22 protein-coding genes and 2 tRNA genes are annotated in these 24092 nt (G+C 74.4%); 9 read left to right on the plus strand and 15 right to left on the minus strand.

Going from position 1 to position 24092, the window contains the following annotated elements; all coding sequences use genetic code 11:
- Positions 1-44 precede the first annotated feature (44 nt).
- Both ACGF5G_RS10865 and ACGF5G_RS10870 read left to right on the plus strand, forming a co-directional pair.
- Entirely contained in the window at positions 45-770 is a 726-nt protein-coding gene (locus tag ACGF5G_RS10865; protein WP_393261248.1) for an ATP-binding protein, read from the plus strand.
- Positions 771-874: 104 nt separating this feature from the next.
- Positions 875-1447, plus strand: coding sequence for a DUF5709 domain-containing protein (locus tag ACGF5G_RS10870; protein ID WP_393261250.1), 573 nt, complete (start codon positions 875-877; stop codon positions 1445-1447).
- Between the two features lie 37 nt (positions 1448-1484).
- Here ACGF5G_RS10870 and ACGF5G_RS10875 read toward each other — a convergent pair whose 3' ends face one another.
- Together ACGF5G_RS10875 and macS are read right to left on the minus strand one after the other, a co-directional pair.
- Entirely contained in the window at positions 1485-2150 is a 666-nt protein-coding gene (locus ACGF5G_RS10875; protein ID WP_393261252.1) for a response regulator, read from the minus strand.
- A gap of 43 nt (positions 2151-2193) precedes the next feature.
- Positions 2194-3336: a MacS family sensor histidine kinase gene (macS, locus tag ACGF5G_RS10880; protein ID WP_393261254.1), complete on the minus strand. Its 1143-nt coding sequence runs from the start codon at positions 3334-3336 to the stop codon at positions 2194-2196.
- A 120-nt stretch (positions 3337-3456) separates the two neighbouring features.
- Here macS and ACGF5G_RS10885 point away from each other — a divergent pair, with 120 nt between their 5' ends.
- Positions 3457-3924: an ATP-binding protein gene (locus ACGF5G_RS10885; protein WP_393261257.1), complete on the plus strand. Its 468-nt coding sequence runs from the start codon at positions 3457-3459 to the stop codon at positions 3922-3924.
- 137 nt (positions 3925-4061) lie between these two features.
- Here the strand turns inward: ACGF5G_RS10885 and ACGF5G_RS10890 are convergent, their stop codons facing one another.
- Positions 4062-5000, minus strand: coding sequence for a ribose-phosphate diphosphokinase (locus tag ACGF5G_RS10890; RefSeq protein ID WP_393261260.1), 939 nt, complete (start codon positions 4998-5000; stop codon positions 4062-4064).
- 91 nt (positions 5001-5091) lie between these two features.
- Here ACGF5G_RS10890 and glpK point away from each other — a divergent pair, with 91 nt between their 5' ends.
- Complete coding sequence (gene glpK, locus ACGF5G_RS10895; RefSeq protein ID WP_393261262.1) at positions 5092-6576, plus strand: glycerol kinase GlpK; 1485 nt, start codon at positions 5092-5094, stop codon at positions 6574-6576.
- A gap of 33 nt (positions 6577-6609) precedes the next feature.
- Here glpK and ACGF5G_RS10900 read toward each other — a convergent pair whose 3' ends face one another.
- From ACGF5G_RS10900 to ACGF5G_RS10910, 3 genes are read right to left on the minus strand one after another with little or no spacing between them, the layout of a single operon-like run.
- Complete coding sequence (locus ACGF5G_RS10900) at positions 6610-7761, minus strand: hypothetical protein (RefSeq protein WP_393261265.1); 1152 nt, start codon at positions 7759-7761, stop codon at positions 6610-6612.
- Complete coding sequence (locus ACGF5G_RS10905; RefSeq protein ID WP_350703809.1) at positions 7758-8255, minus strand: SigE family RNA polymerase sigma factor; 498 nt, start codon at positions 8253-8255, stop codon at positions 7758-7760. The genes ACGF5G_RS10900 and ACGF5G_RS10905 overlap by 4 nt, the downstream gene beginning before the upstream one ends.
- Before the next feature lie 57 nt (positions 8256-8312).
- Entirely contained in the window at positions 8313-9146 is an 834-nt protein-coding gene (locus ACGF5G_RS10910) for a phosphoribosylaminoimidazolesuccinocarboxamide synthase (protein WP_393261267.1), read from the minus strand.
- 168 nt (positions 9147-9314) lie between these two features.
- Between ACGF5G_RS10910 and ACGF5G_RS10915 the strand changes: the two genes are divergently transcribed.
- A complete protein-coding gene (locus ACGF5G_RS10915) occupies positions 9315-10646 on the plus strand; it encodes an ABC transporter substrate-binding protein (RefSeq protein WP_393261269.1) in 1332 nt (443 codons plus the stop codon).
- 31 nt (positions 10647-10677) lie between these two features.
- Here ACGF5G_RS10915 and ACGF5G_RS10920 read toward each other — a convergent pair whose 3' ends face one another.
- The 7 genes from ACGF5G_RS10920 to ACGF5G_RS10950 all read right to left on the minus strand — a co-directional run bounded on the left by ACGF5G_RS10920 (position 10678) and on the right by ACGF5G_RS10950 (position 17433).
- On the minus strand, positions 10678-10926 hold the full coding sequence (locus ACGF5G_RS10920) for a hypothetical protein (protein WP_393261272.1): 249 nt from the start codon (positions 10924-10926) through the stop codon (positions 10678-10680).
- Between the two features lie 154 nt (positions 10927-11080).
- Positions 11081-11154, minus strand: a tRNA-Met gene (locus ACGF5G_RS10925).
- A 229-nt stretch (positions 11155-11383) separates the two neighbouring features.
- Positions 11384-11460, minus strand: a tRNA-Met gene (locus ACGF5G_RS10930).
- Between the two features lie 99 nt (positions 11461-11559).
- Positions 11560-12501 (minus strand): hypothetical protein, encoded by a 942-nt coding sequence (locus ACGF5G_RS10935; protein WP_393261274.1) that lies wholly within the window; start codon positions 12499-12501, stop codon positions 11560-11562.
- The gene (locus tag ACGF5G_RS10940; RefSeq protein ID WP_393261276.1) at positions 12491-13000 is read right to left on the minus strand and encodes a SigE family RNA polymerase sigma factor; all 510 of its coding nucleotides are present in this window, start codon (positions 12998-13000) and stop codon (positions 12491-12493) included. Before ACGF5G_RS10940 ends, ACGF5G_RS10935 begins: the two co-directional genes overlap by 11 nt.
- Before the next feature lie 164 nt (positions 13001-13164).
- Positions 13165-16194: a UPF0182 family protein gene (locus ACGF5G_RS10945; RefSeq protein ID WP_393261279.1), complete on the minus strand. Its 3030-nt coding sequence runs from the start codon at positions 16192-16194 to the stop codon at positions 13165-13167.
- A gap of 225 nt (positions 16195-16419) precedes the next feature.
- Positions 16420-17433, minus strand: a complete 1014-nt coding sequence (locus ACGF5G_RS10950; protein WP_393261281.1) for a PDZ domain-containing protein — start codon at positions 17431-17433, stop codon at positions 16420-16422.
- Positions 17434-17546: 113 nt separating this feature from the next.
- Here ACGF5G_RS10950 and ACGF5G_RS10955 point away from each other — a divergent pair, with 113 nt between their 5' ends.
- Positions 17547-18845: a zinc-dependent metalloprotease gene (locus tag ACGF5G_RS10955; RefSeq protein ID WP_350703824.1), complete on the plus strand. Its 1299-nt coding sequence runs from the start codon at positions 17547-17549 to the stop codon at positions 18843-18845.
- 78 nt (positions 18846-18923) lie between these two features.
- On the opposite strand, the gene ACGF5G_RS10960 is transcribed toward ACGF5G_RS10955, so the two are convergent.
- Positions 18924-19538, minus strand: a complete 615-nt coding sequence (locus ACGF5G_RS10960) for a hypothetical protein (RefSeq protein WP_393261284.1) — start codon at positions 19536-19538, stop codon at positions 18924-18926.
- A 140-nt stretch (positions 19539-19678) separates the two neighbouring features.
- Positions 19679-20209 carry a M48 family metallopeptidase gene (locus ACGF5G_RS10965; protein WP_393261286.1) on the minus strand — a complete coding sequence of 177 codons (531 nt, stop codon included), beginning with the start codon at positions 20207-20209 and terminating at the stop codon, positions 19679-19681.
- A gap of 512 nt (positions 20210-20721) precedes the next feature.
- Here ACGF5G_RS10965 and ACGF5G_RS10970 point away from each other — a divergent pair.
- From ACGF5G_RS10970 to ACGF5G_RS10980, 3 genes are all read left to right on the plus strand, one after another.
- Positions 20722-20889, plus strand: a complete 168-nt coding sequence (locus tag ACGF5G_RS10970) for a DUF5679 domain-containing protein (RefSeq protein WP_012014940.1) — start codon at positions 20722-20724, stop codon at positions 20887-20889.
- 283 nt (positions 20890-21172) lie between these two features.
- Entirely contained in the window at positions 21173-22222 is a 1050-nt protein-coding gene (locus ACGF5G_RS10975; protein WP_393261289.1) for a hypothetical protein, read from the plus strand.
- Positions 22223-22460: 238 nt separating this feature from the next.
- Positions 22461-23807, plus strand: coding sequence for an ABC1 kinase family protein (locus ACGF5G_RS10980; protein ID WP_393261291.1), 1347 nt, complete (start codon positions 22461-22463; stop codon positions 23805-23807).
- Positions 23808-24092: the final 285 nt, after the last annotated feature.

Below are 24092 nucleotides of genomic sequence, written 5' to 3' on the forward strand. Positions count from 1 at the left end.
GGAGCGGTGCGGGGCCCGGCCCGGGAGGGCACAATGGGACGATCATGCCGACCGACGTGCGCTGCCGGGTGGAGACGGACGAGTCGTCCGGGGTGGTCCGGCTGACCGGCGTCCTCGACCGGCTTGAGGTCGACACGGTGCGCGCCGGGCTGCTCGCCCGGCTCTGCGCCCGGCCCGGCCCGGTGGTGGCCGACCTGACCGGCCTGGAGATGCCCGATCCGGCCGCCCGGAGCATCTTCGCGGAGGTGCGCCGGGAGGTCCTCGACTGGCCCGCCGCCGACCTGCTCCTCTGCGACCCGACCGGCACCGTCGACGGCGCGCCGGCCTGGCCGACCCTGGAAGGGGCGACGGCCGGGCTGGCCGCCGCGCCGATGGCCGCGGTGGTCAGCGCCGACTTCCCACCCGCCGTGGAGGCCGCCCGGGAGGCCCGGCACCTCGTCACCGAGGGCTGCCGCCGCTGGGGGCTGGACGGGCTGGCCGAGCCGGGGTGCATCGCGGTCACCGAGCTGGTCGGCAACGTGGTCGCCCACGCGCACACCGCGATGACGGTGCGGCTGGCGCCCCGGGACGGCACCCTGCACCTCGCCGTGCGCGACCACTCGTCGCGGCAGCCGACCTTCGCCGGGCCGGCGCCGGTGGACACCGTCGGCGGGCGCGGCCTGCTGCTGATCGACACCGTCGCCCGCCGCTGGGGCAGCAGCCGGGTGCCGGACGGCAAGGTCGTCTGGTGCGTCCTGCACGCCGCGGACGAGGCCGGCCTCGGCGGCTGACCGCCGCCCCGATCCTCCCCGTCCGTCCCGGAAGGCGACGCTTCCGCCCGGATGGCCACGCCCGGCACCGGTTACGCCGGGAGGGCAGTGGGTAGTGGTCAGCCATGCGCGACGACCAGTACCCGACCCCCGTGTCCGACCCGGAGGCGGAGGGCCTGCCCGACACCGCCGACGACGACTCGACCGCCAACGACGACGTCCTGACCGGGCGCGAGGCGGACGGACCGGAGCCGGCACAGCTACCCGCCGACCGGACGCCGGTGGCGGTGGACCGGTACGGGACCACCGCCGAGGAGCAGCTCGACGGCGAGTCGCTGGACTACAAGCTCGACCGGGAGCAGCGCGAACGCCCGGCCGACGACCCGCTGGCCGGCCCCGTCGACCCGGACATCGCCGCCGAGGCCGACAGCGAGGAGGCCGCGGCGCAGGCCCAGCTCGACGCGGACGTGATCGAGCCGGGGCCCACCTCCGACCCGGACTCGCCGGTCTCCCTCTACGACCACGGCAAGCTCGGCACCACCGCCGACGCCCAGGTCGGCCGGCTCGTCGAACCGGACGAGGGGGCGCACACCGACCAGGAGACCGACTCGGTCGCGTACGACGCCGGGTCGGCCGGCGGCGGGGCGAGCGCCGAGGAGTTGGCCATCCACGAGACGCGCCCGCCGCACTCGGTCTGAGGCGGCCGGAGGGCTGTCGGCGTGGTCCGGCAGCCCTTCAGTCGTCCAGGCCCCGCTCGATCGCGTACCGGGTCAGCTCGACCCGGTTGTGCAGCTGGAGCTTGCCCAGCGTGTTCTGCACGTGGTTCTGCACCGTACGGTGCGACAGCCCGAGCCGGTCGGCGATCTGCTTGTAGGACATTCCCTTGGCCACCAGGCGCAGCACCTCGGTCTCCCGGTCGGTGAGCCGGGGCGCCGGGTCCCGGCCGGCCGTCGGGGCGGCCCCGACCGGGGCGGCGGCCAGCCGGCGGTACTCGCCGAGGACCAGGCCGGCCAGGCCGGGCGTGAAGACCGGCTCCCCCGCCGCCGTCCGGCGCACGGCGTCCAGGAACTCGGCCGGGGCGGCCGACTTCACCAGGTAGCCGGTGGCGCCCGCCTTCACCGCGTCCAGCACGCTCTGCTGCTCGCCGCTGGCCGACAGCATCAGCACCCGCACCTCCGGCAGCGCGGCGCGCAGCCCACGGATCACCTCCACCCCGGAGACGTCCGGCAGTTGCAGGTCGAGGACCACCACGTCGGGCCGGGCGGCGGCGGCCACCCGGACGGCCTGCCGGCCCTCGCCGCTGGTGGCGACGACGACGTGGCCGGCCTCGGTGAGGTCCCGGGCCACCCCTTCCCGCCACATCGGGTGATCGTCGACCACCATCACGCGCACACCCGTCATGAGCCCATCTTCGTTCGCGACCCGCGGGGCTCGCAGACTCGGCTCACTCCTCGCGCGCACCGTCGCTCCCCCTCGGGACGGTCAGTTCCACCTCGGTACCGGCACCGGGCGCGGAGGTGATCCGCACCGTGCCGCCGAGGTCGGCGAGGCGGCCCCGGATGGACCGCGCGACGCCGAGCCGCCCCTCGGCGGCGGCCTCGGCCAGGCGGCCGTCCGGGAACCCCGGCCCCTCGTCGCGGACGGAGACCGTCACCGTCGCCCCCTCGTCCTCGATCAGCACCCAGGCCCGCCCGTCCGCGTGCCGGGCGACGTTGTCCAGCGCGGCGGCGGTCGCGGCCACCAGCTCGTGGGCCACCGGCCCGGGCAGCGGCACCGGGGTGGCCGGCGCGGAGAGCGAGACCGCCGCCGAGGCGTACCGGCCGACCAGCGCCCGCAGGTCCACCGGCCCGCCGTCGGTGTCGGCGCCGGCCGGCGCGGTGCCGGCGATCAGGGCGCGCAGCGCGTCCTCCTGCTCCCCCGCGAGCCGGGCCAGCTCGCCGGCCTCGCCGTCCAGGTGGGCGCCGCGCCGCTGCACCAGGGCGAGCACCTGGAGGACGCCGTCGTGGATGTCCCGGGCCAGCCGCTCCCGCTCCCGGGTCGCCGCCTCCAGCTCCACCGCCCGGTGCAGCCGCTCCTCGGCGGTCACCGCCAGCCGGGCGACGTGCCCGACGACGGCCCCGGCGAGCAGCAGCAGGATCACCCCGGTGAGCGAGGACTGGCCGATCCGTTCGCGGGTGACGAGGTCCGCCGCGCCGATCGCCAGGGCGGCCACCGTGCCCCGGCGCCGCCCGCCGGAGACGGCCCAGGCGAGCACCGGGCCGGCCAGCCAGGCCACCGCCAGGGTCGGCACCCCGGCGGCGAGCGCCGCACGCCCGACCACCCACGGGCTGACCAGCAGGATGCCGAGGACGACCGCGAGGTCCGCGGCGAGCAGCGGCCAGCCCCGCCGGGCCGGGCGGGCGTAGCCGACGGCGGTCACCCCGGTCCAGGCCGCCATCAGCAGGACCACGCCGCCGGCCGCCAGGGGGTGGGCGTACCGGTCGAAGTCCCGGAGCGCCAGCACGCAGACGTACGCCAGGGAGGCCACCCGGAACACGGCGACGGCCCGCCAGAGCGGGACCTCGAAACCACCGGGCGGCGTCGGCACGGTCGTCACGATGCCACAGCCCGCCCGGCGACCGACGGGCTGGCGGATGCACGCCGGGAAGCGCTGGCGTACGGTGGGAATTCCGCAACAAGTTCTGTGATCCGCTGTCGGGACGGGGCCATGACGAGTGCAGAATCCCCGGTACCGCGTACGGTTGTGCCCATCGAACCTTCCCTCCTGATCGCCGAAGCCTTCGACCAGGCCCAGGTGACCGAGTTGCGACACTCGGTCACGTCCTGCGCGCACCACGCCGGGCTGGCCGGCCAGCGCCTGGACGACTTCGTGCTGGCGGTCAACGAGCTGATCACGAACGCGGTCCGGCACGGCGGGGGCCGGGGCTGGCTGCGACTGTGGCGGCAGTCGGGCCTGCTCGTCTGCGAGGTCTCCGACCACGGCGGGGGGATCAGCACGCAGCGGCTCGGCGACCGGGCCCGCCCCGCACCGGACACCGCCGGCGGGTGGGGCCTCTGGTTGGCCCGGGAGTTGAGCGACAGCATGGAGGTCGAGACCGGTGCCGCCGGCACGACCGTACGGATCAGCGCCGCCGTCGGCGCCCCCGAACACATCGGCCGCCACCGCCGCGACTGACCCCTGCCCTCCCGCCCCTTCCCCGACCCCGGCCCGGCGATCTTGCACTTTCGGCCCTCGAAATGCGCGCCTTGCCCGATTCGCCGGGGCGACAAGTGCAAGATCGCGGGAGTGGGGAGGGCGGGGGTGGGCGGGGGTCAGGAGAAGAGGGCGCTGACGGACTCGCCGTTGTGGATGCGGCGCATCGCCTCGGCGAGCGCCGGAGCCACCGAGAGGATCGCCAGCTTCGGCACCCGCTTGTCGGCCGGGATCGGCACGGTGTTGGTGCAGACGATCTCCAGCACGCCCTCCTGCTCGCTGAGCCGCTGGAGCGCGCCGCTGGAGAAGAGGCCGTGCGTGCAGGCCAGCCGGATCGAGCGGACCTTCCGCTCGCGCAGGTGCTCCATCAGTTCGATCACCGTGCTGCCCTTGGCGATCTCGTCGTCCAGCACGATCACGTCCCGGTCGGCCACGTCGCCGATCACCGCGCTGATCTTGACCCGGTCGTCGCTGAACCGCTGCTTCGCCCCGGCCGCCACCGGCGTGCCGAGCCGGCGGGCGAACGCCGCGGCCTCCTTGGCGTTGCCCAGGTCCGGCGAGACCACCACCGTGTTGCTCAGGTCGTAGCGGGTGAAGTGGGCGGCCAGCTCGCGCAGCGCGTGCAAGTGGTCGACCGGCACGCTGAAGAAGCCGTGCACCTGGGGCGAGTGCAGGGTCATCGCCAGCACCCGGTCCGCCCCCGCCGAGGTGAGCAGGTCGGCCACGAGCCGCCCGCCGATGGAGATGCGCGGCGCGTCCTTCTTGTCCGACCGGGCGTACGCGTAGTGCGGCAGCACCACGGTGATCCGGCCGGCGGAGGCGCCCCGGGCCGCGTCGATCATGAGCAGCAGCTCGACCAGGTTCTCCTGCACGGGCGGGACCAGGGGCTGGATCAGGAAGACGTCGCGCTCCCGGCAGTTGGCCTGCAGCTGCACTTCCAGGCAGTCGTTGGCGAACCGGGACACCCGCACCGGGTGCAGGGGCACACCGAGGTGGGCACAGATCTCGGCGGCGAGGTCGGGATGGGCGGTACCACTGAAAACGGCGATGTCGCGCACGTCCGCACATCGTACGGACGGCACCCGGGCCGGGCCCCGATCGGGGCCGCGCCGGTCGGCGGAGCGCGGCCGGTCCGGGTACGGTGCTGCCGTGACCCCCCAGTACGTCGCCGCCATCGACCAGGGCACCACCTCCTCGCGGTGCATCGTCTTCGACCAGGCCGGGGAGATCGTCTCCGCGGCGCAGCGGGAGCACCGGCAGATCTTCCCCCGGCCCGGCTGGGTGGAGCACGACGCCGAGGAGATCTGGGACAACGTGGAGCTGGTGGTCCGGGAGGCGCTGCGGGCCGCCGGGACCGACGCCGCCGGGCTCGCCGCCGTGGGCATCACCAACCAGCGGGAGACCACCCTCGTCTGGGACCGGGCCACCGGGCGGCCGGTGGCCAACGCGATCGTCTGGCAGGACACCCGCACCGGGCCGCTGCTGCGCGAGCTGGCGCAGGCGTACGGCGAGGAGTGGTTCCGCTCCCGCACCGGCCTGCCGCTGGCCACCTACTTCGCGGGGCCGAAGCTGCGCTGGTTGCTGGCGCACGTCGACGGGCTGCGCGAGCGCGCCGAGGCCGGCGAGGTGCTCTTCGGCACGATGGACAGCTGGCTCATCTGGAAGCTGACCGGCCGGCACGTGACCGACGTGACCAACGCCAGCCGCACCATGCTGATGGACCTGACCACCCTCGACTGGGACCCGGAGCTGCTCGACGCGATGGGCGTGCCGGCCGCGATGCTGCCGGAGATCCGCAGCTCCGCCGAGGTCTACGGGGAGGCGACCGGGGTGCTGGCCGGGGTGCCGGTGGCCAGCGCGCTCGGCGACCAGCAGGCCGCCCTGTTCGGGCAGACCTGCTTCCAGCCGGGCGAGGCGAAGTGCACCTACGGCACCGGCAGCTTCCTGCTGCTCAACACCGGTGCCAGCCCGGTCCCCTCCGCCCACGGCCTGCTCACCACGGTCGCCTACCGCATCGACGGCCAGCCCGCCGCGTACGCGCTGGAGGGGGCGATCGCGGTCACCGGCTCGCTGGTGCAGTGGCTGCGGGACAACCTCGGGCTGATCTCCACCGCCGGTGAGGTGGAGGAGCTGGCGGGCACCGTCGACGACAACGGCGGCTGCTACGTCGTACCGGCCTTCTCCGGCCTGTTCGCCCCGCACTGGCGCAGCGACGCGCGGGGCGTGATCGCCGGGCTGACCGGCTACATCACCAAGGGGCACCTGGCCCGGGCCGTGCTGGAGGCGTCGGCGTGGCAGACCCGCGAGGTGGTCGACGCGATGAACGCCGACTCCGACGTGGCGCTGCGCCGGCTCCGGGTCGACGGCGGCATGACCGCCAACGGGCTGCTGATGCAGTTCCTCGCCGACGTACTCGACGTGCCGGTGGTCCGCTCCCGGATCACCGAGACCACCTGCCTCGGCGCCGCGTACGCGGCCGGCCTGGCGGTCGGCTTCTGGCCGGACCTGGCGACGCTGCGCGCCCAGTGGCGCTCCGACGCGCAGTGGGAGTCGACCATGGATGCGGCGCACCGCGAGCGCGAGCTGCGCAACTGGCGCAAGGCCGTCGAGCGCACCCTGGACTGGGTCGACTGACGACACCGCGACGGGCGCGGGCGTCGGTCGGGATCAGTCGGGCAGGTCGTGGGAGAGGGAGTAGCCAGTCTTCATCGGTCCCATGATGTTCCTGAGCAGCGACATGGTCAGTTGGGCCCGGCTCGCCCCGTTGTCCAGCCCCCGCGTGCAGCCGTTCCAGTTGACCCGCACCCACACCTCGTCGCCCTGGTGCCGCACGAGGAGCAGGGCCTCGTAACCGACCGGGTCCGGCCTCGCGCAGGCCAGACCGGGAGGCGCGGGGTTTCCCCCGGGACGGGCGGCGTTGAGCGCCGCGGCGAGCGCCACCGCCTCGGCACCGGTGAGCCGGGCCGACGCCTCGATCCGGTCGCGCCGCTCCCCGTACGGGTCCAGCGATCCGTAGGAGCAGACGGAGATCGAGGACGGATCGCTCGGCACGAAGGGCGTGCGCTTCCGATCCTCCGTGGTCTGCGCCGTCGGCGGGCCCGGCGACTTCTGCCCGGGCAGCGGCGCGGGAGCGACCGGCACGAGCCGGGTCGGGCAGCCGGCGTGGTCGGTCTCCACCAGCCGGAAGCTGTCGAGGATCCGCCGGGTGGTGGCCTCGTCCCGGGTCCGCACGGTCACCGCGACCTGCCGCCCGGACACGGTCACGGTGCCGGCGAACCGCCCGTCGGGCAGCCGCCCCTCGGCACGGACGGCGAGCACCCCGCCCACGTCGACCGCCCGCTGGACGAACCCGGCACCGCCGGGCTGACTCGGTTCCATCGGCCACTGGTCGAGGACGGCGATCTCCTTGTCGGCCGGCTCGGGACTCCAACAAGCGCGCTCCACGGTTTTGCCCCGCACCACGCTCGGCGCGTCGGTCATCCCGCAGCCGGAGTCGTTGACGGCCCAGTGCGCCGGCACCCGGATCTCCGCGCCGAGGGAGCTCTCCCAGCGCCAGTCGGCGGTCGCCGCCCGGTCCTCCGCCGCCGTGTCGACCGCCGAGGGCCGGGCCGGGCGCTCGCCGGTGAGCGCCGGAACCACCCCCGCGGTGACGAGCACCGCCACGGCAGCCGCCCCGGCCCCGGCCGCCCGGGCCCGGCGACGCCGCCGGGCCACCCGCGCCCGCACCGCCCCGGTCAGGTCTCCCCCGCCCTCGTCGGCCTCGGCCTCGTGGCTGAGGAAGGTGTCCCGGACCAGCGTCTCGACGTCGTACCGGCTCATGGCAGCGCCTCCCGATCGATCGTGGGCACCGTGGCCCGGAGCGTGGCGAGGGCCCGGGCAGCCTGCGACCGCACGGTGGCCGGGGCGCAGCCGAGGACCTCGGCGATCTGGGTGTCGGAGAGGTCCTCGTAGTAGCGCAGCACCAGCACCGCCCGCTGGCGGCGCGGCAGCCGGCGCAGCAGCGCCCAGGCGGCGTCGCGCGCCGCGTGGCTGCCGGCGTCGTCCGGGCCGGCCGCCCCGTCAGCGGGGGCGGCCACCGGCAACTCACGCGAGGAGAGCCGCCGCCACCAGCGCAGGTTCTCGTTGACCAGGACCTGCTTGAGGTACGCCTCGGGCCGGCTCATCCCGGCCACCCGCGCCCACCGCACGTACGCCTTGGCCAGCACCGACTGCACCAGGTCCTCGGCCTGGTGCCGGTCCCCGGTGAGCATCAGCGCGAACCGCAGCAGGGCTCCCCCGCGGGCGGTCACGAACTCCTCGAACGTCGGCTGCATGGCACCTCCGCCCAGGAAAGTCCGTGGGGTGGCCGAGGTGCTGCACCGGTCGGGAAATCAGCCCCAGCGGTTGCCGGTGAGCTTCTCGTAGACGTCGACGTAGCGGGCCCGGGTCGCCTCGACCACCTCGGCCGGCACCTCGGGCGCCGGGGCCTGCTTGTCCCAGCCGCTCTCCACCGCCCAGTCCCGGACGTACTGCTTGTCGTAGGAGAACTGCGCCCGGCCCGGCTGGTACGACTCGGCCGGCCAGAACCGGGACGAGTCGGAGGTGAGCAGCTCGTCGCCGATCGTCAGGGTGCCGTCCGGCGCCCAGCCCAGCTCGATCTTGGTGTCGGCGACCAGGATGCCCCGGTCGGCGGCCAGCTCGGCACCCCGACGGTAGAGGTCGATGGTGATCTGGCGCAGCCGCTCGGCGGTCTCGGCGCCGACCTTGTCCACCACCTCGGCGAAGGTGATCGGCTCGTCGTGCTCCCCCACCGGCGCCTTGGTCGACGGGGTGAAGATCGGCTCGGGCAGGATGGACGCCTCGACCAGGCCGCGCGGCAGCTCCACGCCGGAGACGGCCCCGGTGCGCTGGTACTCCTTGAGGCCGCCGCCGGTCAGGTAGCCCCGGGCGACGCACTCCACGGGCACCATCTCCAGCCGCCGGCAGCGGATCGCCCGGCCGGCGAACTCGGCCGGCACGTCGGTGGCGGAGATGACGTGGTTCGGCACCAGGTCGGAGAGCTGCTCGAACCACCACAGGGACAGCGTGGTGAGCAGCTTGCCCTTGTCGGGGATCGGCGTCGGCAGCACCACGTCGTAGATCGAGATGCGGTCGGAGGCGACCAGGATCAGGTCGTCGCCGTCGGCGTAGACGTCCCGTACCTTGCCCGAGTGCAGAAGTTCCACGCGGCCTAGTACACCACGCGACCTGCGTACGGCCTCCGGCGGTGGCGGACGGCATCGATGCCGGCGACCGCGGGTGCGGCGGTGTGGCCGGACGGACGTTGACACCCTCCCGCGCCGCCTGCGTGAATGATCCGGCCGCCCCGCCCACCCGGTCCACCAGGAGACTCCGTGCCCGCTGCCCGCTCCCCGCTGCCCCGTCACGGGGCGGACCCGGGCCGGCGGCGGGTGCTCGCCGCGCTGCTGGGGGCGCCGGTGCTCGCCACCGGTGGGCTCACCGGGTGCAGCGAGGAGCAGGCGGCCCCGGCGGAGAGCGGCCCGGTCGAGCTGTCGGTCTTCTGGTACGGCGGGGCGAAGCGGGCGGCGCTCACCGAGCAGGTGCTGCGGCTCTACACGGACCGCAACCCCCACGTCGGCTTCCGGATCACCTGGCAGGGCGTCGACGGCTACTACGACCGGCTGGCCACTCAGGCCGCGGGCGGCAACGTGCCCGACCTGATCCAGGTCGACGACAGCATGCTCGCCGAGTACGCCCGCCGCGAGATCGTCCTGGACCTCACCGGGTACGTCGCCGACCACCGGCTGGACCTGCGGAGCCTGCCGCCGGGCCTGGTCCGTTACGGGCAGGTCGACGGGCGGACGGTGGGCGTCGCGGCGGGGCAGACGGCCGCCGCGCTGGTCCACAACCGCACGCTGCTGCGCCGGCTGGGCGTGCCCGAGCCGGACGGCGGGATGACCTGGCCGGAGTACGTCGCCTGGGCGCGACGGGTCACCCGGGCCAGCGAGGGCCGGGTGGCCGGCACGATGGACGCCTCCGGCGACTACCGCGCGTTCTGGCACTGGCTGCGCGGCCAGGGCGGTGAGCTCTACCGGGGCCGGCAGCTCGGCTTCGACGCCGACGCGCTGGTCGAGTGGTTCGAGCTGTGGCGGCGCGCCCGGTCCGACCGGGCCACCCCGAGCGCCGCCCTGGTCGAGCAGGCCGACAGCGGCGAACCGGCCCGGCAGCTGGTGGTCACCGGCGCCGCGGCCGCCTCCTTCGCCTGGTCGCACCAGCTTCCGGAGCTCCAGCGGCTCACCGGCGCCGAGCTCGGCCTGGCCGCCCTGCCCGGCCCGCCGGAGGCACAGTGGGCGCGGGCGTCGATGTTCTGGGCGGGCTTCCGCGGCACACGGCGTCCCGCCGTGGTGGCGGACGTGATCAACTTCCTGACCGGCAACGGCGAGGCGGGCGCGGTGCTCGGTCACGAACGCGGGCTCAGCCCCAGCCTCGCCGTCCGCCGCTACGTGGAGGGCAGCATCACCGACCCGGCGCAGAAGCGCGCGGCGGCGTTCGGCACCGCACTGGACGCCCGGTTGGGGCCGGCGCCCAGCCCGCCACCGCAGGGCCATCCCCGGGTGCGCGCGCTGCTGCTGGAGGCCGCCGAGAGCATCCGCAGCGGGGCGGCCGGCAGCCGGGCGGCGACGTCGCGCTTCATGGCCAGGGCGGAAGCCGCCCTGGCCGGATAGCGGCCGACCGGCAGGCGCCGACCCGTCCGGCTCAGCGCGGCGGGCCGCCGCGCCGGTTGCGCATCATCCGCAGGACCAGGAAGACGATCACGGCGACCACGACGAGGCAGCAGAGCAGGCTGAGGAAGCCGAAGCCGCCACTGCGGCGGCGCCGCGCGGCCTCCACCACCAGCTCACCCGTGCCGGTGGACGCCCAGGCCGCGACGGGCACGAACACCGACAGCACGACGGCACCGAGGACCGTGCTGAGCCGGCCCCACCACTTACCGAAGGAAGACATGCTGACATCCTCGCCGACGACCGCAACCCTGGCACGCTGGTCGGCGGGGACCCGCCCGCAAAATCCGGACCGGCGCGGTCGGGCCGGAGGCACCCGAAAGACCCCGGAGATGCCGAAAGACCCCGGAGATCTTCTCCGGGGTCTTTCGCGAGAGTAGCGGGGACAGGATTTGAACCTGCGACCTCTGGGTTATGAGCCCAGCGAGCTACCGAGCTGCTCCACCCCGCGTCGGCTCGTTTACTCTATCGCATCCCCCGCCCCGATGATCAGCGGGCCCCCGATCCCACCCGGATTCCCTCCCGGGCCGCGCCGCCGAGGCAGCCGGGGACGCCTGACCCGGGGCCCGGGGACTGGCGGGGATTCCGGTCGCGTCCGCCGCCGGAGGCACGGCCGGAGCCCGCTGCCCGCCCGAGAACGCGAAACGGCCCCGAGGATTTCCCTCGGGGCCGTTCCGATGTGGTAGCGGGGACAGGATTTGAACCTGCGACCTCTGGGTTATGAGCCCAGCGAGCTACCGAGCTGCTCCACCCCGCGTCGGCTCGTATACCGTATCTCACCACCCCCGGCCGCCGCAAAACGACCCCCGAGCGGGGCGGTCCGGGCCGCGCGCCGCCGCCCGGACCGCCGTACGGCTCAACCCAGCCACTCCTCGATCGCGTCGACCGCCCGCCGGCTGTCGGCGTCGACCTGGGACCGCTCGGCGGAGGTGCCCTCCCAGCCCTGCTCCCAGAGCACGGTCACCACGTCCCCCACCCGGATCGCCCGGATCAGCCGGACCTCCTCGCCGCCCGTCGGCTCGCCCTCGACGTCCCGGCCCGGCGTCCGGATCTCGAACAGCACCGAGTCGTCGCCGAATCCGCCGTCGGCCAGCAGCCGCATCCGGGACGTCGACGGGTTGCCGCCGCTCACGCCCGGCTGCTCGGGGCAGGCTCGCACCGCCGCCCGCAGCTCGCGGAGGAAGTCGTCGGCCCGGCCCGAACGGTAAACGGTGACGCTGTGCGCGTAGCTGCCGTCGGGGACGTACCCCTGCGGGGTCTGCGGCAGCTTGTAGGCGAGGTTCCGGGTGCGGCGCTGCACGATCCCGGCGTCGCTGCCGTACCGGGCGTCGCAGAGCCCCGGCAGCGCCGCGGTGTCGCGGAAGACCGGGTCGATGCCCGTCCGGTTCGCGGCCGCCTGGACGAAGAAGGCCCGGTCCGGAACCGAGGTGGGCGTACGCGGCGGCGCGGCGCCGGTGCTCCCCGCCGTCGTCGCGGGCGTGCCCCTCGTCGGGGGCGTGCCCGTCACCGACGGCCCGCCGGTCGGCGTGCCCGTCGCCGCCGAGGACGGGGACGGGGCGGTCGCCGGCGGCGCCGGGGTGCCGGCGGGCGGCGGGAGGGGGGTGGCATCCCCGGCCAGCACCAGCCGGGTGCTGGTCGCCAGCCCACCGACCAGCAGTGCCGTCGCGAGGGCGGCACCGGTGATCCGGACCCGGGCCCGCCGGTCGGCGCGCCGCCGCACCTGCTCGGGGGCGGCCAGGGTGCGGCCGTCGGCGTCCTCGGCGAGCGACCGGTAGAGATCGGACAGTTCACGCGACATCGTTCGCCTCCAGATCCTCGACGGACAGGTCGGGCAGCAGCGTGGCCAGCCGGGCCCGCCCCCGCGCCAACCAGGACTTCACGGTGCCGGTGGGCACCTGCGTCTCCCGGGCGATGTCCTGCACCGACATGTCGAAGAGGTAGTGCAGGGCGAGCGCCTGCCGCTGGGCGGCCGGCAGTTGGCGCAGCGCGCCCACCAGCAGCACGCCCTCCTCGCCCGGCGGCGGCACCGGCTCCGGCGGACCCGTACGGCTCAGCATCGCGCGCCAGCCGTGCAGCCGGCGCCACCGGTCGGTGGCCAGCCGCGCGACCACGAGCCGCAGCCAGGCCTCCGGCGCCGGGTGGGTGGTCAGCCGGCCCCACTGCCGCCAGGCCCGGGCGTACGCCTCCTGCACGAGGTCCTGCGCCTCGGTGTGGTCGCCTGCCACGGCGTAGCCGTAGCGGAGCATCCGCCGCGAGGTGCTCCGGTAGAACTCGTCGAAGCTTGTTGCGTCCCTCATCTCCCGACCACGCTCCCCCGGCCGTTCCCGCCTCTTGCAGGGAAGACGGCGTCAGGAGGGGGCGGGTTGCGGGGGTCCGGCCGCCGGTCGGGAAAGCGACAGCGCCCCCGGCGCCGGGGACCGGATCGGTCCGCGGGCCGGGGGCGCTGCGGCGGATTGCCTGGTCAGCCGCTCGGCGTCGGTGCGGCGCTGCCGCTGGCCGCCGGGGACGCCGGCGGGCTGCCGCTGGGCGTGGCGCCGGGCGCCGGGGCGGTCGCCGCCCGCTGGGCCTGCTGGAAGGCGGTGAGCGCCTCGTCCAGCGCCTTCAGCGCGCGCCCGTACCGCTCGAAGTCGCCGGACGTCTGCGCGGCCCGGACCTCCGCGATGGCGGTCTGGACCCGGTTGGCCGCCTCGGCCAACTCACCGGTCAGCGCGGGCGGCGTGCCGCCCGGCGGCGTGCCGCCCGGCGGGGTGCCGCCGGTCGGTGGCGGCGCGCCCGGGGTGGCGGCCTGCTTGCCCTGCTCGACGAGTTGCTTGATGCCGTCGGCGACGTTGTTGGCCAGCACCACGTAGGAGCCGCCGTCGCCGTAGGACATCAGCACCCGCTGCAACAGCGGCGGCGCGTTCTGCGCGGCGGTCTTCACGTAGACCGGCTCGACGTAGAGCATGCCGTCGCCGAACGGCAGGGAGAGCAGGTTCCCGTACTGCACCTGCGCCTGCGCGGACTGGAGCAGGTTGAGCTGCTGCCGGATGTTGCCGTTCTGGGTCATCGACTGGTGCACCTGGACCGGCCCGGAGACCCGGGTCTGGTCGGGCAGGTCGAGCACCTCGAGCTTCGGCTGCCCGTCCACGTACGACCCGGAGATCAGCGCGGCGAGGTTCTCCCGGCCGTTCGGGGTGACCGCCGAGGTGAGCTGGAAGCGTGGCGACTCCTGACCGGGGAACTGCGTGAAGAGGTAGTAGGGCGGCTGCTTCTGGCCGGTGTCGGGGGCGTCCGGCACGTTCGGCACCTGCCAGAAGTCGGTCTCCGAGTAGAAGGCGCCGGGGTCGGTCACGTGGAACCGGGTCAGCAGGTTGCGCTGCACCTTGAACAGGTCGGACGGGTAGCGGAAGTGCTCGGCCAGCTCGGCCGGGATCTCCGACTTCGGCACCACCAGGTCGCCGCCGAACGCCTTGTTCCACGCCTTGAGCACCGGGTCGGTCTCGTCGAACTCGTAGAGCCGGACCGTGCCGTCGTACGCGTCGACGGTGGCCTTCACGGAGTTGCGGATGTAGTTGACGTTCTCGCGGGCGAGCTGGAAGGTGCCCCGCCCCGTCAGCTCGTCGGCCGTCTGCTCCTGGAGGTTGATCCGCTCGGCGTACGGGTATGTCGCCGCCGTGGTGTAGCCGTCGATGATCCACTGGATCCGGCCGTCCACCACCGCCGGGTACGGGTCGCCGTCGAGGGTGAGGAACGGGGCGACCTTCTCCACCCGGTCGCGCGGGTTGCGAACGTAGAGCAGCTTCGAGTTGTCGTTGACCGCGTCGGAGAGCAGGAAGTTCGACTCCTGCTCCTTGATCGCGTAGAGCAGCCGGCGGGTGAACGAACCGATCTCGACGCCGCCCTCACCGGTGTAGGTGTAGGACTCGCCACCCTCGCCGACGGGGCGGTCGAACTCCGCCTTCCGCTCCGGGTCGGTCTGGCCGACGATCGCGTAGTCGCCCTCGTCCATCCGCTCGCCGTAGTAGACGCGGGGCTGCTTCGCCGAGATCTGCTCGGTCTGCGCGGCGCACTGCTCGTTCGTCTGCGCCTGGCCCTGTTGCTGCTTCTGCTGTTCCTGTGGGTCGCCGAGGAAGCCGGAGACGAAGAACGGCTGGCCGCCGCAGACCACCCGGCTGCCCGGCGCCGCCACCAGCCCGTAGCCGTGGGTGTAGACGGTGTGCCGGTTGATCCAGGTGTTCTGCTGGGGGGTCAGCTGCCGGTAGTTGACCTCGCGGAGGCCGACCACGTAGTCCTGTACCTTGCCGTTGACCCCGTACCGGTCGACGTCCAGCTTCTCGCCGAAGTCGTAGAACTGCCGGACCTGCTGGCGCTGGGTGTAGGTCTCCGAGACCAGTTGCGGGTCGAGCAGCCGGATGTTCGGCACCACGGAGGTGTCCGTGGCCAGGCTCGCCGGCGGGGTCAGGTTGTTCGCCGCGTACGGCGTGGTGGTCACCGACCCCAGCCCGAACGCCGCCCGGGTGGCCTTGATGCTGCGATCGATGTAGGGCGCCTCCTTCTCCTTGGCGCTCGGCTTGACCTCGAAGGTCTGCACCGCCCAGGGGTAGATGCCGCCGATGGCGACCGCGGAGACGCCGAGCAGGGCGAGCGAGATGCCGGGCCAGACCAGGTTCCGCATCCACGCGTTGGAGAAGACGATGATCGCGATGGCCACCACGATGGAGATGTACGCGAGGATCTCCTTGGCCGGCAGCAGCGCGTTGACGTCGGCGTAGCCGGCGCCGTAGACGTTGGCGCCGTCGTTGTACTCCAGCAGCATCGCCCGCCGGTCCAGCACGTACGCGATGGCCTTGAGCAGGACGAAGACCGCGACCAGCGTGCTCAGGTGGGCCCGGGCGGCGTTGGTCATCCGGTCGCCGACGCCCTGGAGCCGGACGCCGCCGAAGATGTAGTGCACGGCCAGCGCGCCGACCACGGAGAGCACCACCGCGGTGAAGCCGACCCCGAGCAGGTAGCGCCAGAACGGCAGCTGGAAGACGTAGAAGCCGACGTCCACCCCGAACTCCGGGTCCTCGACGCCGAAGTCCCCGCCGTTGCGGAAGAGCAGCCACTGGTTCCACCGGCTCTGCGCCGACAGCCCCGCGAAGAGGCCGACCACGCCGGCGACCAGCGCGATCCACAGGCCGAGCCGGGGGCTCAGCAGCATCCGGTAGCGCTCGAGGGTGGCCTGCTCCGGCGAGTGCGGCCGCATCCGGGGGCGCAGCCGGTGGGCCAGCCAGAGGTTCCCGCCGACGATCACGGCCATGCCGAGGCCGACGGCGAGGAGGAGCAGCAACCGGGTCGCCAGCACGCCGGTGAAGACCTGCGTGTAGCGGACCTCGTCGAACCACAGCCAGTCCGTCCACGCCTGGACACCCCAGCCGAGCAGGGTGAAGAGCACGAACACCCCGACCAGCACACCGATCGTGACGCGTCCGCGTCGGCTCATCCTCGGCAGGGGGCTGCTGCTACGCATGACCACTGTTGGCTCCGCACGCTCGATGTGATCGGCTCCGACCAGGCACCCAGAGTACGGGGTGTTCCTGAACGCGTCGGTCCAAGGTCACGTGGCGACCACGCGGAGCCGCCCCACGCTCGGCCGACGGCCCTCGTCGCGGCGACCGTCTCCGCACCTGATCGGCGCGCGCTCCCCCAACGCGACGGGGTCGACGTCAGCGGCGGAACCGGCCGCGTGCGGCGGTCAGCAGCGGGTCGGCTGGCCGCCGGCGCGCAGCGTCTCCAGGGCGGTCAGCGCCTCGTCCAGCGAGCCGACCCGCAGCAGCGGCAGCCCGGGCTGCGGGTTGCGGACGGCCTCGGCGCAGTTGTCCGCCGGCACCAGGAACGCCACCGCGCCGGCCTCCTTCGCGCCCACGAGCTTCTGCGCGATGCCGCCGATGGGACCGACCCGACCGGCGTCGTCGATGGTGCCGGTGCCGGCGATGATCTTCCCGCCGGTCAGGTCCTCCGGGGTCAGCTTGTCCACGATGCCGAGGGCGAACATCAGGCCGGCGCTCGGCCCCCCGATGTCCTCCAGGTCGATGTTGAGGGTGAACGGGTGCGGCTGCTGCTGCTCGATCTCGATGCCGATGCGGGGCCGGCCGTCCTGCTCCCGGCTGGTCACCTTCGCCGTGGCGGCGGCGCCGCCCCGGGTGTAGCCGATCTCCAGCGCGGTCCCGGCGGGCTTGGCCCGGACCAGCTCGGTGAGCCGGGCGGCCACCGGCACCGGCTGCCCGTCCACCGAGGTCACCACGTCGCCGGGCTTGAGCACGCCGGCGGCCGGTCCGTCGGCGGCCACGGTCTTGACCACCACCTGGACCGGGTACCCCAGCTCGCTCAGCGCCGCGGTCTCCGCGCTGGTCTGCGAGACCTTGAAGTCCTCGGCGTTGCGCTCGTCGACCTCCTCGCGGCTCTCCCCGGGCGGGTAGACCAGCTCGCGCGGCACGACCGCCTCGTCGTCGGAGAACCAGCCCTGGATCGCCGAGCGCAGCTTGACCGTGGGCTGCACCCCGACCGTGGTCAACCGGAGCTGCCCGGCGGACGTGGAGGTCTCCCGGCCGCTGACCTGGATGACCTCCTTGCCATTCTCCTTGCCCAGCGTGTTCACGGTCGGCCCGGGGCCGAGCACCACGTACGGGATGGGCGCGCCGAGCACGCCGATGCTGAGCAGGGTGGTGAGCAGAGCACCGAGCAGGACGGTCACGCCACGACGTCTCATGCGGCAGAGCGTACCGACCGGGGTGGGACGCCCCGGCGGGCGAACCGCGACTTCGCCCTCAGCGGAACGCCAGCGGCGGCGACCTGGGGCGCGGCGCGCGTACCGTAGACGTCGTGCCTGATATTCCGTTCGGTTTCGCGCTCCCGGGTGGGCAACCACCAGACCCCAACGATCCCGCGCAGATGCAGCAGTTCATGTCGCAGTTGCAGCACCTGCTCTCCGCGTCGGGCAGCGGGCCGGTCAACTGGGACCTGGCCCGGCAGGTGGCCGCCAGCCAGCTCGCCGCCGCCGGTGACCCGGCGGTCTCGCCCTACGAGCGCAACGCGGTGGAGGAGGCGCTGCGGCTCGCCGACCTGTGGCTGGAGCCGGCGTCCGCCCTGCCCTCGGGCATCCAGACCTCGGTGGCCTGGAACCGCAACGAGTGGATCTTCAAGACCCTCGACGTCTGGCGCAAGCTCTGCGACCCGGTGGCCAGCCGGATGGTCGGCGCGATGGGCGACCTGGTGCCGCCGGAGGCGCGCGCCCAGCTCGGCCCGATGCAGTCCATGGTCGCCACCCTCGGCGGCGCGCTCTTCGGCGGCCAGCTCGGCCAGGCGCTCGGCTCGCTCGCCGCGGAGGTGCTCTCCGCCGGCGACATCGGGCTGCCGCTCGGCCCGGCCGGCACGGCCGCGTTGATCCCCGCCAACATCCGGGCGTACGGCGAGGGCCTGGAGCTGCCGGAGGACGAGGTCCGCCTCTACGTGGCCCTGCGCGAGGCCGCCCACCAGCGGCTCTTCCAGCACGTGCCGTGGCTGCGCGGGCACGTGCTCAGCGCCGTGGAGATGTACGCCGCGGGCATCCGGGTCAACCGGGAGGCGATCGAGGAGGCGATGGGCCGGGTCGACCCGACCGACCCGGAGTCGATGCAGGCGATCGCGCTGGAGGGCATCTTCACCCCGGAGGACAGCCCGGCGCAGAAGGCCTCCCTGGCCCGGCTGGAGACCGCCCTGGCCCTGGTGGAGGGGTGGGTCTGCCACGTGGTGGACAGCGCGGCCGGCGGCCGGCTGCCCAGCGTGGTCAGCCTGGGCGAGGCGTTCCGCCGGCGCCGGGCGGCCGGCGGCCCGGCCGAGCAGACCTTCGCGGCCCTCGTCGGCCTGGAACTGCGTCCACGCCGGCTGCGCGAGGCGGCGGCGCTCTGGGCGGCGCTCACCGAGCACCGGGGCATCGCCGGCCGGGACGCCCTCTGGGGCCACCCCGACCTGCTCCCCTCGGACGCCGACTTCGCCGACCCGGTGGCCTTCGCGATGGCCCAGTTCGACCTCAGCGAGCTGGAGAGCTTCGACTTCAGCGCGCCGGGCGGCCCGGAGGAGAAGGCCCCGGGCGAGCCGGAGCAGCGCCCGGACGACACCGAGGGCGGCGACGCCCGCCCCTGACCCGTGGCCACCGACGGGTGCCGCCCGACCTGCCCGGGTCGGGCGGCAAGCCCGGTCAGCGACCCCCTCGCGGTGCCGTCAGCAGGGCCGACCGGTGCCGGAGAGCAGAGCGCGGGTGGTCTCCCAGCCCTCCACGGCCGGGTCGAGGAAGGCCAGGTCGGCCGGTCCGCGCAGGCGACGCCACGCCGGGGTGACCGCAAGGTCGCCGGGGCGCGGCGCCGCCGCGCGCACGGCCGCGGGCCGCGCGGTGTCCAGGTCCAGCGGCGGCAGCCACGCCGGCACGGGCAGCCGCACGGCCACGCCGAGCAGCCCCGGTCCGTCGCCCTCGACCGGCGCGACCGCCACCGGTCGGGTGGTGAGCGGGCGGAGCAGCTTGCCGATCGTCAGGCCCGGCACGTCGGGGGCGTCCCCGGCGACCACCGCCACCTGGTCGTACCCGGTGCCGGCGAGGGCGGCGAAGACGGCGTTCGGGGTCGGCTCGGGCACCTCGTGGACGGCCGTGTCCGGCCAGACCACCGCGTCGGCCAGCCAGCGATCCTCCGGCGTGACGGCGACCGCCGTCTCGACCTCGTTGAGCGTGGCGAACAGGTCGACCACGTCCTCGGCGAGCGCGGCCCGCCAGTCCACCGGGTCGATGCCGGGCGGCGACCAGGTCACCGGTCCGAGCAACGCCACCACCACACGTCGGGCCACCCCGCGACCCTAGCCCGCCGCCCCGGGACGAGCGAAGGCGCGGGATGCGGAGGCACGGAAGCCGGCCGACGGGGTACCGACGCGCGGCAGAGTAGGTCGGCCCGGCGCCGGCAGGCCGGCGACGGCGCGGGCGGCGGGTGTCAGTCGGCCAGCGGGGCGCCGGCGACCGCGGCGACGCCCTCCAGATAGCCGCGCGCCCGCTCGGTCTTCGGGTAGCGCGCGACGAGCGCCCAGAACCGGGCGTTGTGGCTGGGCACGATGAGGTGCGCGAGCTCGTGCAGGAGCACGTAGTCGATCACCCAGTCCGGCATGTCCTGGACACGGTGCGAGATGCGGATGGTGCCGTCGGCGGGGGTGCAGGACCCCCAGCGGCCGTTCTGGTTGGTCACCCAGCGGACGCTCGTCGGCACCGCCTGCGTGCCGTGGTCGGCCAGATAGAGCCTGATCAGTCGGGTGGCCCGGGCGAGCAGCTCGGCGTCGGACCGGGCGAGGCGCCCCTCCCGGGCGGCCAGCCGGGCGAGCATCCGGTCGACCCACTCGCTCTCCTCGGCCCGGGAGAACTGGTCCGGAATGAGGACGACGACACGCTCACCGTCGCGGTACGCGGACACCGTCCGTCGCCGGCGCTGGCTGCGCCGTACCTCGACGACCGGCTTGCGCGCCCCTGCCATCAGCAGACCGCGCAGCCTCGGATTCCTGCCACGAAGGAAAGCTAATGCGTACTGACCAGGGGTCCGCAAGAGTCAACACGACGACACGCGCCCGGAAAATGATGATTGGTCGGCAGAGTCCCGAAAAAACTTTGAACGGGTGGCCGAGAATCGCCGTCGTCACCCTTCGTGGCGACCGACGACGGGCGGGCGCCGACGCACCACAACCGTAGGTGATCACCCGGCGGGGCGCAGCTCGGGGCCCCCGCACGGGGCATTCGACCGGGTTCGGTCGGCGTGTCCCCGCCAAACTGACTTATCAGACGTAATTCGCCATGCACACTCTCGACGTCGACTTGCTCACAGTGGCGAAGCACAGCTGACATGGAACCGCCCAGACCTGGGTAGGGTCCGCGCACCAGCGGTCACGACGGTGGCTGCGGGAGAACGACCCAGCGCCGGCGCCCGCGTGGCCCGCCGCCGGGCAACCCGCCGGGACGGCATCGGCCGGCGGACGAGACGAGGAGGGCACCGTGGCCGACCAGGCCCAGACCTACAACGGTTACTGCGTCAAGTGCAAGGAGAAGCGGGACTTCGAGGGACGCGTCGAGGTCTCGAAGACCGGGATGAACATGGCCAAGGGCAAGTGTCCGGTGTGCGGCACAACAGTGAACCGCATCCTGGGCAAGGCGAAGGTCTGACCCGTACGGGTGCTTCGGAGGGGGTGGCCGCCGGCCGCCCCCTCCGGCGTCCCCGCACCTGGTCCGGTCGCGGCCACCACCCGAACGACCCGGCCGAACGACCCGGCCGGCGCCGGTCGCGCGCCGGTCGCGCTCCCCACCCGTCGCCACTGTCGGCTCACCGACATGGTTACCGGCCGGTTGTGGATATCGCGGGATGTCCTGTGGACAGCGCTGGACAGGGAGCCGCGCACCTGTGGACAACGATCGACGGACAGCACGGACGCGGTCACGATTCGTTGTCATGCGTCGAGCCCCGCTCCCCCGCCCCACGCTGCTGCCCGGCCTCACCCGCCTCTGGCGGGACCGGCACACCCTCCAGCTCGGCGTCGAGCCGGGCCGCGCCGTCCTGCTGGAGATCGCCGATCCCCGGGCGGCCCGGCTGCTCGACCTGCTCGACGGCACCCGCAGCGAGCGGCTGGTGCTGGAGCAGGCCGTCACCGCCGAGGTGGCGCCCGACGCGGCCCGCACCCTGCTCGACGCCCTGCGGGCCGCGGGCCTGGTCGTACCCGCGCACACGCTGCTGCCGAGGGACCTGGCCGGCCCGTCCCGGGCCCGGCTCGCCGCCGAGGCCGGGGCGCTGGCGCTGGTCGCCGCCCGGCTGCCCGGCACGCCCGCCCAGGTGCTGCGCCGCCGGCTGGCCGCCCGGGTCGTGGTCAGCGGAGCCGGCCGCCTCGGCGCCCCGATCGCCCTCGCCCTGGCCCAGGCCGGAGTCGGGCACGTGCACCCGGACCTGACCGGCCCGGTCCGCCCGGCGGACCTGGTCGGCACCGGGATCCCGGCCGCCGCGATCGGCCGTCCGCTGGCCCCGGCGGTACGCGACGCCGTCGAGCGCGCCGCCCCGGGCACGGGCACGGGTCCGCTCCGGCCCGGTCGGGCCGACCTGGTCGTCCTGCTCGGCGCGGACCGCCCGGCCGCCCTGCTCGCCGCCGCGCACGCCCGGCGCCGCCAGCCGCACCTGCTGGTCGCCCTCCGGGAGGGCGTGCCCGTGGTCGGCCCGCTCGTCCGCCCGCCCGCCGGCCCCTGCCTGAACTGCCTCGACCTGCACCGGACGGACCTCGACCCGGACTGGCCGGCGCTCGCCGCCCAGCTCGCCGGCGGCGCGGAGCAGGCGTGCGCCGCCGCGACGCTCCTCGCGGCCGGGGCGTACGCGGCGGCGGAGGCGCTCGCCCAGCTCGACGGGAGCGCCCCGGAGACGCTCGGCTGCGCGGTGGAGATCCCCGGGCCCGGCCGGTTCCGCCGCCGGGTGTGGCCCCCGCACCCCTCCTGCGGCTGCGCGCGGGGACGCCGGTGACCACCACCGGTGGGCCGCCCCGCCGGACGCCGGTGACCGCCGCAAGTGGGCCGCCCCGGCGGACGCCGGTGACCACCGCAAGTGGGCCGGGCCGGCCGATGGTGACCCGCGCGGGGACGCGGCGACGGCCGTCCGCCGGGCCCCCGGGCCCGGCCGGCGGCCCGCGAAGGGCGGGGTCCAGCCACCCAGCCCGGCGGCAGAGCAGCCGCAGGCCCCCTGAGTCGGTAACAATGACCGGGTGACCGACATCCCGCGCCGGGCCGTGTCCCGGACCGCCAAGCTCGCCGCTCTGCCGCTCGGCTTCGCCGGTCGGACCGTCCTGGGCATGGGTAAGCGCGTCACCGGCCTCGCCTCCGACGTGATCTCCGCCGAGATCCAGCAGCGCACCGCCGAGCAGCTGTTCAGCGTGCTGGGGCAGCTCAAGGGCGGTGCCATGAAGTTCGGCCAGGCGCTGTCGGTCTTCGAGGCCGCCCTGCCCGAGGAGATCGCCGCCCCCTACCGGCAGGCGCTGACCAAGCTCCAGGAGGCCGCGCCGCCACTGCCGGCGGCCAGCGTGCACAAGGTGCTCACCGAGCAGCTCGGCCCGGACTGGCGGGACCGGTTCGTGGAGTTCGACGACGCGCCGGCCGCCGCGGCCAGCATCGGCCAGGTGCACCGGGCGGTGTGGCGGGAGCCGGGCTACGGCCCGTCGGGCGCGCCGCACAGCCGCGAGGTCGCCGTGAAGATCCAGTACCCGGGCGCGGGCGACGCCCTGCTCACCGACCTCAAGCAGCTCTCCCGGCTGGGCGGGATGTTCCGGGCGATCCAGCCCGGGCTGGACGTCAAGCCGCTCCTGGTCGAGCTGCGGGAACGGATCACCGAGGAACTCGACTACGAGCTGGAGGCCGAGTCGCAGCGCGCCTTCGCCGCCGCGTACGCCGACGACCCGGAGATCTACATCCCGGCGGTGGTCTCCGCGTCGCCCCGGGTCCTGGTCACCGAGTGGGTCGAGGGCACCCCGCTGGCGAACATCATCCGCGAGGGCACCGAGGAGCAGCGCGACGAGGCCGGCCGGCTGATGGCCATCCTGCACCTGTCCGCGCCGCAGCGGGCTGGGCTGCTGCACGCCGATCCGCACCCGGGCAACTTCCGGCTGCTGCCGGACGGCCGGCTCGGCGTGATCGACTTCGGCGCGGTGGCCCGGATGCCGGAGGGCACTCCCGAGCCGATCGGCCGGATCGCCGCGTTGGCCCTGCGGGGCAACGCCGACGAGGTGGTGGCGGGCCTGCGGTCCGAGGGCTTCATCGCCTCCACCGAGGAGATCGACGCCCAGGCGGTGCTCGACTTCCTCCGCCCGATGCTGGAGCCCATCGCCGCCGAGGAATTCCGGTTCAGCCGGGCCTGGCTGCGCGCCGAGGCGACCCGGCTGGCCAGCCCCCGCTCCCCCGCGTACCAACTGAGCCGGCAGCTCAACCTGCCGCCGTCGTACCTGCTCATCCACCGGGTGACGCTCGGGTCGATCGGCGTGCTCTGCCAGTTGGAGGCCAAGGCGCCCTACCGGGGCATCCTGGAGCGCTGGCTGCCGGGCTTCGCCCCGGTCCCCTGACCGGCCCCGCGACGCGACAACGCCCGACAGGCGCCGGAGGACGACGCACGAAACACGCCGAGGGGCGGTGGCCGAACCGGCCACCGCCCCTCGGGCATCAGTGTGGATCTAGAGAACGCCCAGGTCGCGAGCCGATCGGTTGCGGCTACTCATGGCGACGGTACGGGCGGAACGGGTTGCCTCAGTGCTCGTGGTGGTACGACCGGCCTGAGGCCGGCGCATTCGAGCCCGGGACAACGCTTCGTGAAGTAGTTGCATTTCGGCGACTCCGTTAAGAACGTTCAG

Origin of the sequence: Micromonospora sp. NPDC047730, from assembly GCF_043204765.1 — a bacterium.
GTDB lineage: Bacteria > Actinomycetota > Actinomycetes > Mycobacteriales > Micromonosporaceae > Micromonospora.

Coding starts and splice junctions, on each gene's coding strand:
- ACGF5G_RS10865 (WP_393261248.1), top strand. CDS start 45: ATGCCGACCGACGTGCGCTGCCGGGTGGAGACGGACGAGTCGTCCGGG.
- ACGF5G_RS10870 (WP_393261250.1), top strand. CDS start 875: ATGCGCGACGACCAGTACCCGACCCCCGTGTCCGACCCGGAGGCGGAG.
- ACGF5G_RS10875 (WP_393261252.1), bottom strand. CDS start 2,150: ATGACGGGTGTGCGCGTGATGGTGGTCGACGATCACCCGATGTGGCGG.
- ACGF5G_RS10885 (WP_393261257.1), top strand. CDS start 3,457: ATGACGAGTGCAGAATCCCCGGTACCGCGTACGGTTGTGCCCATCGAA.
- ACGF5G_RS10900 (WP_393261265.1), bottom strand. CDS start 7,761: ATGAGCCGGTACGACGTCGAGACGCTGGTCCGGGACACCTTCCTCAGC.
- ACGF5G_RS10905 (WP_350703809.1), bottom strand. CDS start 8,255: ATGCAGCCGACGTTCGAGGAGTTCGTGACCGCCCGCGGGGGAGCCCTG.
- ACGF5G_RS10920 (WP_393261272.1), bottom strand. CDS start 10,926: ATGTCTTCCTTCGGTAAGTGGTGGGGCCGGCTCAGCACGGTCCTCGGT.
- ACGF5G_RS10935 (WP_393261274.1), bottom strand. CDS start 12,501: ATGTCGCGTGAACTGTCCGATCTCTACCGGTCGCTCGCCGAGGACGCC.
- ACGF5G_RS10940 (WP_393261276.1), bottom strand. CDS start 13,000: ATGAGGGACGCAACAAGCTTCGACGAGTTCTACCGGAGCACCTCGCGG.
- ACGF5G_RS10945 (WP_393261279.1), bottom strand. CDS start 16,194: ATGCGTAGCAGCAGCCCCCTGCCGAGGATGAGCCGACGCGGACGCGTC.
- ACGF5G_RS10950 (WP_393261281.1), bottom strand. CDS start 17,433: ATGAGACGTCGTGGCGTGACCGTCCTGCTCGGTGCTCTGCTCACCACC.
- ACGF5G_RS10965 (WP_393261286.1), bottom strand. CDS start 20,209: ATGGCAGGGGCGCGCAAGCCGGTCGTCGAGGTACGGCGCAGCCAGCGC.
- ACGF5G_RS10975 (WP_393261289.1), top strand. CDS start 21,173: ATGCGTCGAGCCCCGCTCCCCCGCCCCACGCTGCTGCCCGGCCTCACC.